Origin of the sequence: Streptomyces sp. MnatMP-M17, assembly GCF_900091995.1 — a bacterium.
In the GTDB taxonomy this organism is placed as follows: domain Bacteria; phylum Actinomycetota; class Actinomycetes; order Streptomycetales; family Streptomycetaceae; genus Streptomyces.
In genome coordinates this window covers 1-2,731 of sequence record NZ_FMDK01000945.1, presented here as the reverse complement: position 1 = coordinate 2,731, position 2,731 = coordinate 1, and the positions used below count along the sequence as shown (strand labels likewise).

Sequence of the window (2,731 nt, the reverse complement as noted above, 5' to 3'; positions counted from 1 at the left end):
GCGCCGGATCGGGTGGCCCGCCGTGTCGACGAGCAGCGGCTGCGGCTGGTCGTGCCCGACGACCACCGGCTCGCCGGGCGCCGGCGGATCCGGCTCGCCGAGGCGGCGGACGAGACGTTCGTCACGCTGGAACCCGGGTACGGGCTGCGCCGTATCACCGACGACCTCTGCGCCCAGGCCGGCTTCCGGCCGCGCGTGGCCTTCGAGGGCGAGGAGGCGGAGACGCTGCGCGGCCTGGTCGCGGCGGGCCTGGGCGTGGCCCTGCTGCCTCCACCGGCCGTCGCCCGCCCGGGAGTGGTCGAACTGACGGTCACGGCGCCGCGCGCGGTCCGTGAGATCGGCCTGGCCTGGCTCGACGGCCACCCGGACACGCCACCGGTGGCGGCCTTCAAACGCTTCCTGCTCTCCCGCAGAGGCCAACTGCTCCCGAACTGAGCCGAGTCGAGGCCCGAGCACAGGCCCGGCTTGAGGCCCGAGCAGGCCCGGCTTGAGGCCCGAGCGCGGTCCCGGGCTGAGACCCGGCTTGAGGCCCCAGTCGGTGCCACCGCCCGCCTCTACCGCCGCAGTAACCTGCCGAATCCCGCCGCCACCGGCATACGCAGACCCAGCGGCGGCGGGGCCGCCAGAGCGTCCGCGACCGGCCGGGAGTAGGCGCGGGAGAGCAGCGCGCCCAGCACGAAGTCCGTGGCCAGGGCCAGGACTTCGTCATGGTGCTGGCGCAGCGCGTGGCCGTCGGAGTGCACCTCGAAGCGGCAGATGTCGCGGCTGAGCTTCTTGGCCCGTTCGGCCAGCCGGTACGAGAGCTCCGGGTCGCTGCGTTCGTCATTGGTGCCGTGCATGATCAGTACATGCCGGCCTATGAGCTGCGCCACCGGCTCAGGCTCCACCGCCCTGTCCTGTTCCGGCAGCCAAGGAGCCATCGCCAGCACGGAGTTGACCGCGGAGTGCCCCGCCGCCTGGAGCGCCGCCCGGCCGCCCATCCCCTGTCCGGCCAGGCACACCGGTACGTCGCCGTACCGCCGTACGACCTCCTCCGTCGCCCACTCGGCGTCCGCCGCGAGCTGCGCGTCCGTGCCGTTCCAGCCGCGTCTGCGGTAGTGCACCACATGCACGACCAGCCCTTCGGCCGCGCCCGCTCTGGCCAACGCCCGTGCCAGCGGCAGCACTCGGGCGTATGCGACGGGCGAGGGACGGCGGTCGGAGACCGGCTCACCGGTGGGAAGCACCAGGATCACGCCTCCCGTGGCCGCTCCCGCGGGAAGTGCGGCGAACGCCCGTCCCAACCGTGCCCGTGGCGCCGCGCGACGCGCGCGCGGCGAACCGTCCCGGCCTGCCGTACGTCCCCCCGGCCCGGGAACTGCGTTCTGTCCCATAGCAGAACAGTCTCAGAAGGACGGGTGTACTCCACCCGTACGCCCGGTCACTGTTACATATCGACGGCCATATCCGCGGCCGTGATCTACGCGCGTAGGCGTTAGAGTGCGCAGATGACGAGCCAGACCTACCGTCCGCCCACCGCCGACCAGATCCGCCGCGCGCCCAAGGCCCTCCTCCACGACCATCTGGACGGCGGACTGCGCCCCGGCACGATCATCGACCTCGCCCATGAGATCGGCTACGAGAACCTGCCCGAACGCGAGTCCGACAAACTCGGAATCTGGTTCCGTGAGGCCGCCGACTCCGGTTCGCTGGAGCGCTATCTGGAGACGTTCGCGCACACCTGCGCCGTCATGCAGACCCGCGACGGGCTCTTCCGTGTCGCCGCCGAGTGCGCCGAGGACCTCGCCGAGGACGGTGTCGTCTACGCCGAGGTGCGGTACGCGCCCGAGCAGCACCTGGAGAGCGGGCTCAGCCTCGAAGAGGTCGTGGAGGCCGTCAACGAGGGCTTCCGCGAGGGCGAGCGACGCGCCCACGCGAACGGCCACCGCATCCGGGTCGGCGCCCTGCTCACCGCCATGCGGCACGCCGCCCGCGCGCTGGAGATCGCCGAACTCGCCAACCGCTACCGGGACTCCGGAGTGGTCGGCTTCGACATCGCGGGCGCGGAGGCCGGCTATCCGCCCACCCGCCATCTCGACGCCTTCGAGTATCTGAAGCGTGAGAACAACCACTTCACCATCCACGCGGGCGAGGCCTTCGGGCTGCCCTCGATCTGGCAGGCGCTCCAGTGGTGCGGCGCCGACCGGCTCGGCCACGGTGTGCGCATCATCGACGACATCGAGTTCGCCGAGGACGGCTCGGTGTCGCTGGGCCGGCTCGCCGCGTACGTACGGGACAAGCGCATCCCGCTGGAGCTCTGTCCCAGCTCCAACCTCCAGACGGGCGCGGCGGCCTCGTATGCCGAGCACCCCATCGGGCTGCTCCGCAGACTGCACTTCCGGGCCACGGTCAACACCGACAACCGGCTGATGAGCGGTACGAGCATGAGCCGGGAATTCGAGCTGCTGGTCGACACATTCGACTACACGCTCGACGACATGCAGTGGTTCACTGTCAATGCGATGAAATCAGCATTCATTCCTTTCGATGAACGACTCGCCATGATCAATGACGTGATCAAGCCCGGATATGCCGAGCTGAAATCCGAATGGCTGTTCAAATAGAAGGCGCTGACCAGCGGTTATCTGCTGCGAGGGTGGCGATGGAAAATCCGGTGGGCGGTCCGGAATGCGGATTCCCGGGCGCCCGCCGGTGTTTGCGGGAGACATGGGCGACTGGCTAGTTTGCAGAG

At 70.1% G+C, this 2,731-nt stretch carries 3 protein-coding genes; 2 read left to right on the top strand and 1 reads right to left on the bottom strand.

The features are described 5' to 3' along the window. On the top strand, positions 1-435 hold a 435-nt coding region (locus GA0115259_RS33920; protein WP_237540692.1), incomplete at its 5' end, for a LysR substrate-binding domain-containing protein. Between the two features lie 119 nt (positions 436-554). On the opposite strand, the gene GA0115259_RS33915 is transcribed toward GA0115259_RS33920, so the two are convergent. After that, the gene (locus tag GA0115259_RS33915) at positions 555-1,373 is read right to left on the bottom strand and encodes an alpha/beta fold hydrolase (RefSeq protein ID WP_237540691.1); all 819 of its coding nucleotides are present in this window, start codon (positions 1,371-1,373) and stop codon (positions 555-557) included. 114 nt (positions 1,374-1,487) lie between these two features. On the opposite strand from GA0115259_RS33915, the gene GA0115259_RS33910 reads away from it, so the two are divergent. Continuing rightward, the gene (locus GA0115259_RS33910) at positions 1,488-2,603 is read left to right on the top strand and encodes an adenosine deaminase (protein WP_093604025.1); all 1,116 of its coding nucleotides are present in this window, start codon (positions 1,488-1,490) and stop codon (positions 2,601-2,603) included. Positions 2,604-2,731: the final 128 nt, after the last annotated feature.